This window comes from Cohnella phaseoli, from assembly GCF_003386235.1.
Classification (GTDB): domain Bacteria; phylum Bacillota; class Bacilli; order Paenibacillales; family Paenibacillaceae; genus Cohnella; species Cohnella phaseoli.
In genome coordinates this window covers 1-6,299 of sequence record NZ_QRDZ01000066.1, presented here as the reverse complement: position 1 = coordinate 6,299, position 6,299 = coordinate 1, and the positions used below count along the sequence as shown (strand labels likewise).

Here is a 6,299-nt window from a genome sequence, read left to right as displayed (position 1 = left end):
TGTAGGACCATATTTTCCCTTTTTCCGTCATTTGGACGGTTTGTTTGGGTTGCCTATTTCTGTTCATACGTGCGTTAGCTGTGGATTTCAGACTTCTCCTTTCCGTTGCCTTTTTCCTATCTTATCATGCTGCTATTCAAACCGTACATTGAATACGGCCGAACCGTCTGCCATACTAGGGAAACAGACTCATTCCAAACCAAAGAGGTGTCCGCGATGAAAATAGACGTATATTCCGACATGGTATGCCCGTGGTGCCGAATCGGCAAAAAGAACATGAACGATGCGATCGACGCTTGGCATGAGCAAACGGGGCAAGAGGTAGAAGTGAGCTACCACGCTTATCAGCTCGATCCGACGCTGCCGCCGGAGGGACTTCCCTTCAACAGCGTAATGGAGAAAAAAATGGGCGGAGCGGAGCGGCTGCGTCCAATGCTGCAACGGGTAACCGAGGCCGGCGCCAACGTTGGCGTTACTTTCCGTTTCGACAACGTGGAACGGATGCCGAACACCGTGCTTGCGCATCGCATCACCGCCCTGCTTCCCCAGGAGGACGAGGCAACCTGGATCGAGGCGGTCATGACGGCGTATTTCGAAGACGGCCGGGACATCGCCAAGCTGGACGTGCTGCTCGAAATTGCCGCCGAGCTTGGATTGGACGCCGAGGAGGCTCGCCGACTGCTCGATAACGGGGAAGGACAGGATGCAGTCGAACAAGATATGGCCGCCGCCAAAGGCATCGGCATCTCCGGCGTCCCCTTCTTTATCATCGACAACAAGTATGCCCTGTCGGGAGCCTATCCTTCGGCTCAGTTTCTTGAGGCGTTCAAGAAAATCGCCCAAGGCGGTTAATTCCGCTGGCGATTGTCTTCCGCGAGCATTTCGTCGGTTACGCCGCGGAGCGTCTCTAGGAACGCTTCGACCGTTCTCGTCCGCAGGTCGCCCCGACGGAACAAAATATGAAAGCTCCGCCTGAAGGGAAGTCCCTCGGCGCGGAGCGGCTTCAAGGAGCCAAGCCCGAGCTCTTTGCGCAGCGCCCAGCGCGACAGCAAAGAGATGCCGAGCCCGGCCTCTACCGTTTCTTTGATCGATTGCGTGCTGCCAAGCTCCATCATCCGGACAGGCTGGATGCCGAGCGAGGCAAACAAATTGTCCGCCGCCGCTCGGGTTCCCGAGCCCCTTTCGCGGACAAGCCACGTTTCTCGTTCCAGCAGCGAAGGCTTAATCCGGGAAAGCTCCGCCAGCGGATGACCGGCCGCCGCAGCAACGTACATCTCATCCTCTGCCAGCTTTACCGCCTCCAGCCCCGGTCCGATGTCCTCGCCTTCCACAATGCCAATGTCCAATACGCGGGCACGCACCTTTTCCGCGATATCCGCCGTATTGCCGATCATTACGCTTGGCCGGATGTCCGGGTATTGCTCGTATAGTTTCGCTAACGCCCGCGGCAGCACATACTCCCCGAAAGTATAGCTCGCTCCCACCGACAGCGGTCCCGCCGCATGACCGATCAATTCGCCTACCATCTCTCCCATTCGTCGATACAGCTCTCCGATTTCCCGAGCGTGATGAAGAACGATTTCTCCGGCTTTCGTCAACACGACCGATTTGTTGCTGCGAATGAGCAATTGAGCGTTTAATCGCTCCTCCAGCGCCCGGATATGCTGGCTTACTGCCGGCTGGGTCATGTGCAGCCGTTCCGCCGCTCGGGAGAAATTTCGCGTCTCGGCGACTTCGATGAACACGATCATAGACTGCTCCATCAGTTTTCCGCCCCTCTATAATAAGTAATAAATTATAACAAAATAAATATAATTAATTTTTCTTATTATAAATTCAAGAGTATGCTGATAGCAACAGAACCGATAACGGAGGTCTCAGTCATCATGCTTGTCAACCCGATCCGTCCCGTTGCCGCATTCACTTCCAATCATCCGCGTCTTGCCGGCGTCCTCCTTACCCTGTCGCTTGCCTTGGCCGGCTGGGCCGTCTCGCTGATTCCCGGTCCGGCCAAGCTCGGTCCGCTCGCTTGCACGCTGCTGCTGGCGGCCGTGTATCGCCATCGCTTCGGCTATCCGCAGACGCTGGACGCGGGGATCCGCTTCTCCTCCGGAACGCTGCTGCGCGCCGCCATCGTCTTGTTCGGCCTTAAGCTCGACATCGCCGAGGTGCTGCGGCAGGGCCTGCCGCTGCTGCTGAGAAGCGGCGCAACGGTCGTCTTCTCGCTCTTGGCCGTACTTGCAATCGGCCGCCTGCTTCGCGCCGACCGCAAGCTGACCGTACTGCTGGCGATCGGAACCGCCATCTGCGGCGCGGCGGCGATCGCAGCCACGGCTCCGCTGCTCCGCTCCAAAAACGAAGATACGGCAATCAGCGCCGGGCTGATTGCCGTTATCGGTACTCTATTCGCGACGTTCTACACGCTCATTCTGCCTTGGCTGCCGCTCTCGCCGGAGAGCTACGGCATCTGGTCCGGCCTGACGCTGCATGAGGTCGCTCACGTAGCCATGGCCGCCGCCGCAGGCGGCACGGACGCTTTGGCGGACGGTCTGCTCGCCAAGCTGTCCCGCGTCGCTCTGCTTGTGCCGCTGTGCCTCGTCATTGCGGCTGTCGCCAAGCTTCGCAGCTCCCGGAGCGGCGATCCCGGCGAGAATCAAGCCTACACGGGAGGCTTCAAGTTCCCCTGGTTCCTGCTCGGCTTTATCGCTGCCAGTCTGTTCGGCAGCTATGCGTTGCCGTTGCTGTTGCCCGAACCTGCGCCCCTGCTGCAAGAGCTTTCGTATGTGACGACTCTCCTGCTCGGGATGGCGATGGCCGGCTTGGGCCTGAACGTGAGTGTACGCGACCTTCGCAGTCGCGCAATGCGCCCGCTTGTCGCCATGCTCATTGCTTCCGTGCTTTTGTCGACACTCACCTACTGGTCGCTATAACTACTAGCTAATCATAGGATAGAGAGCCGATCGCTGAACGTTACCTCGACTGCTACCCGCTACTTCGTTAAACGCTCCGCCACAGCCCGGGCAATCCAGACGCCGGCCGCGCCCGCCTGCGCGAGACCGCGCGTCACCCCGGCTCCGTCGCCGCCGCAATACAGGCCCGCGATCTCCGTCTCAAGCGTCTCGCTCAGCTTCGGACGCGCCGAATAGAACTTGGCTTCGACCCCATAAAAGAGCGTGTGCTCGGAAGCGATGCCCGGCGTTACTTTATCCAGAGCCTCCACCATCTCGACCAGGGATTTCATCGTGTTGTACGGCAGCACCAGTCCCAGATCGCCAGGCACCGCTTCGTGCAGCGTCGGCTCGATAAAGCCTTCCTTGATCCGACTGGACGTCGACCGCCGACCGCGCATAATATCGCCGAACTTCTGCACGATTACTCCGCCGCTCGACAGATCGTTCGCCCGTTTGCAAATTTCCCGGGCGTATTCGTTCGGCTTGTCGAACGGCTCCGTAAACTTGTGCGAGACGAGCAGCGCGAAGTTCGTGTTCGCCGAGCCGAGCGCCGGATCCTTATACGCATGTCCGTTGGCCGCCATAACGCCGCTGTGATTCTCCACGACGACGTGTCCCGAAGGATTGCTGCAGAACGTCCTCACCCGCGTGCCTACAGACGTATTGAATATAAACTTCCCTTCGTACAGATGCTCGTTGATCTCCCTCATCACCACATCCGACGTCTCCACCCGCACGCCGACGTCCACCTGATTGTTCACCATTGCGAGCCGCCGCTTCTTGAGCACCTCGGTCAGCCAGCCGGAGCCGTCTCGACCCGGAGCGATGACGACCGTTCCCGCTTCGATCTCTTCTCCGCTCTTCAGTACAATGCCTCGAGCGCGATGCTTGCCGTCCTCCTTCACAGTCAGCAGATCGGCCACCTCGGTCTTAAACCGCATCTCGATCCGGCTGTCGAGATAGTCATAGATTGAATTCAGAATTTCCAGGTTCTGTTCCGTTCCCAGGTGCCGTACCTGCGCCCGCAGCAGCTTTAAACCGGCGGCATAGCCTCTGCGTTCGATATCCCGAACCGTTTCCGTCGTCGGATCGGTCAAATTCAGCGTCGCGCCGTGCTCCAGATTGATCTCGTCCACGTAACGGATCAGATCCAGTACGCGCGAATGCGGCAAATAGTCGGTCAGCCAGCCTCCGAACTCCGTCGTAATATTGAATTTCCCATCGCTGTATGCCCCTGCTCCCCCAAAGCCGGCCGTAATGGAACAGGCGGGCAGACAGCCCGCGAATTCTTTTTTCCCGGCGGGCGGAGGGCACAGCTCGATTTTATTTTCCAGAATCGGACAGTGGCGGCGTTTGATCTCGTGTCCTTTGTCCACCAGCAGCACCTTCAGCTGCGGAGCGGTTCTCGTCAACTCATAACAAGCGAAGATTCCGGCCGGTCCGGCGCCTACCACAATGACGTCATAAGTGCTCATTCGAAATTTTCTCCTCCCGGTTTGTCCTAGGGCGTGTATGCAAACCCGCCAGCCGAACGGCAACAAAAAAATCCCGACCGACGAAGGCGTGGGTATATGAGTATCCCACATCCTCCGTAGTCAGGAATTTAAGGCTCCTGGTAGAGACCCCCGGCCCGTATCGCCAAGGATATACGAATGGATGAATCCTTTAGAATTGTGAACTGGAACTTTTACATAACGTAGCTTACCCCATCAAGACGTACATGTCAATCTTCAAATCGCCCAATTATTCGCCTTTAAAGCGCAACCTTTTCGTACTCTATCTCACAAAACACTCAAAACACCGTAAAAGCCGAACATTCATATTTAAACTCGCACAACGGCCGAGAAATGTGGTAAAGTAAAAAGGTTCTTTGAATTCTTCCTTTCAAATCCGCCTCGGCGCAGACGCTGGGGAGAGGGCGGTTTATCTTATGCAATCACATCGCGCGTCGATTCATTTATATGCCAAAACAAGCTTTCAGCCTAAGCGCTGAAAGCTTGTTTTTATTTTGCGCGGAGTAAACATTATTAGAAGGGGCAATCATTGTGGCAACAGGGCATCATTCCGGCTTATTGGCCATCTGGATCAGTCTGATCAGCAACATCGTTCTGACCGTCATGAAAGTGGCGGCAGGACTTCTCCTATCTAGTCCCGTGCTGCTCGCGGACGGAGTTCACAACGCGGGAGACATCATCGCTACCATCGCGGCTCTGACTTCTTCGATGATATCGAACAAGCCGGCCGACGACGATCATCCCTACGGCCACGGCAAAGCCGAGGTCGTCGCGTCGGCCTTCGTAGCCGTCATTCTCGCGCTCGCCGCTTTCTGGATCGCTTACCAGTCGATACGAGCTCTATTCGAACCTGCGGGAGGAGAGAGCTGGCTCGCCCTTGGAGCCGCCTTCCTCTCCCTCGTATGGAAGCAAGGACTGTATGTGTATACAATTCGCATCGGCAAAGCGACCAACAGCAAAAGCGTGCTCGCTACCGCTTATGACCACCTCGCCGATGTATATGCTTCTCTCGCCGCCGTGATCGGAATCGGCCTCGGCATTCTGGGAGAGAAGCTCCATTGGGGATGGGCGGCATACGGAGACCCGATCGCCGGGATCATCGTCTCGCTGCTCGTTCTTAAGCTGGCCATAGAGATGGGACGCGAAGCGGTGGACATTCTGATGGAACATACCGTGAGCCCCGACAAGCTGGCTGAATACGAAGCGCTGCTCCGATCCGACGACCACGTGAAGCGAATCGACCGAGTGCGGGCGCGCGAGCACGGCCACTACATTATCGTGGACGTCCGCGTCGGCATTCCCCACGATTACACGATCCAGCAAGGACACGACATCAGCCGCAAGCTCAAAAAGCTGATCATGGACTTCGATCCCCAGGTGATCGAGGTCATGATTCATCTGAACCCTTGGGAAGCTAGCGAGCTTGCGACAGCGCCCTAAAATGGCAAGAGGTTACCCCATATGCCAACCAAGTTGCTCTGTGAGATAATGGATAATTGAAGAACAAGTTGAACGGCGTATATACATCTCTCATTGCTATACGCTCCTGAAAACCGAATGGCTAATCCCGTTACAGGGGGCATATCAGGAGCGTATGAGACAGCCCCTTCGAAGTCGATGACTGCCGAACCCGGTTCGATCCGTTTGAGGCGTACGCGCCTTGTAATAGAGCGGAGTTTCCGCTTTAAATTCGCTACCGCCCCCTTATATCGCGAGTTAAAGCGGGTTTTCCATCTTATCTCCACAGCCCCCTAATTCAGTTGGAGTCCTCCACCACGAAAATGTACACTTAGTACATGAGGAGGATGAGCGCAGTGGGAAAAATGTCTGAACA

At 56.6% G+C, this 6,299-nt stretch carries 5 protein-coding genes and 1 riboswitch; of the genes, 3 read left to right on the top strand and 2 right to left on the bottom strand.

The features are described from left to right. The first annotated feature begins 216 nt into the window (after positions 1-216). On the top strand, positions 217-852 hold the full coding sequence (locus tag DFP98_RS38455) for a DsbA family oxidoreductase (RefSeq protein ID WP_116065946.1): 636 nt from the start codon (positions 217-219) through the stop codon (positions 850-852). Here the strand turns inward: DFP98_RS38455 and DFP98_RS38450 are convergent. Then, positions 849-1,763 (bottom strand): LysR family transcriptional regulator, encoded by a 915-nt coding sequence (locus DFP98_RS38450; RefSeq protein WP_116065945.1) that lies wholly within the window; start codon positions 1,761-1,763, stop codon positions 849-851. The genes DFP98_RS38455 and DFP98_RS38450 overlap by 4 nt on opposite strands. 123 nt (positions 1,764-1,886) lie before the next feature. Here DFP98_RS38450 and DFP98_RS38445 point away from each other — a divergent pair, with 123 nt between their 5' ends. Further along, positions 1,887-2,930, top strand: a complete 1,044-nt coding sequence (locus tag DFP98_RS38445; RefSeq protein ID WP_116065944.1) for a YeiH family protein — start codon at positions 1,887-1,889, stop codon at positions 2,928-2,930. A 59-nt stretch (positions 2,931-2,989) separates the two neighbouring features. Here the strand turns inward: DFP98_RS38445 and DFP98_RS38440 are convergent, their stop codons facing one another. Continuing rightward, positions 2,990-4,426 (bottom strand): NAD(P)/FAD-dependent oxidoreductase, encoded by a 1,437-nt coding sequence (locus DFP98_RS38440; protein WP_116065943.1) that lies wholly within the window; start codon positions 4,424-4,426, stop codon positions 2,990-2,992. A gap of 97 nt (positions 4,427-4,523) precedes the next feature. Then, positions 4,524-4,623, bottom strand: a riboswitch (purine riboswitch). Positions 4,624-4,996: 373 nt separating this feature from the next. On the opposite strand from DFP98_RS38440, the gene DFP98_RS38435 reads away from it, so the two are divergent. Beyond that, on the top strand, positions 4,997-5,905 hold the full coding sequence (locus DFP98_RS38435; RefSeq protein WP_116065942.1) for a cation diffusion facilitator family transporter: 909 nt from the start codon (positions 4,997-4,999) through the stop codon (positions 5,903-5,905). Positions 5,906-6,299 lie beyond the last annotated feature (394 nt).

Coding starts and splice junctions, on each gene's coding strand:
- DFP98_RS38445 (WP_116065944.1), top strand. CDS start 1,887: ATGCTTGTCAACCCGATCCGTCCCGTTGCCGCATTCACTTCCAATCAT.
- DFP98_RS38450 (WP_116065945.1), bottom strand. CDS start 1,763: ATGGAGCAGTCTATGATCGTGTTCATCGAAGTCGCCGAGACGCGAAAT.
- DFP98_RS38440 (WP_116065943.1), bottom strand. CDS start 4,426: ATGAGCACTTATGACGTCATTGTGGTAGGCGCCGGACCGGCCGGAATC.
- DFP98_RS38455 (WP_116065946.1), top strand. CDS start 217: ATGAAAATAGACGTATATTCCGACATGGTATGCCCGTGGTGCCGAATC.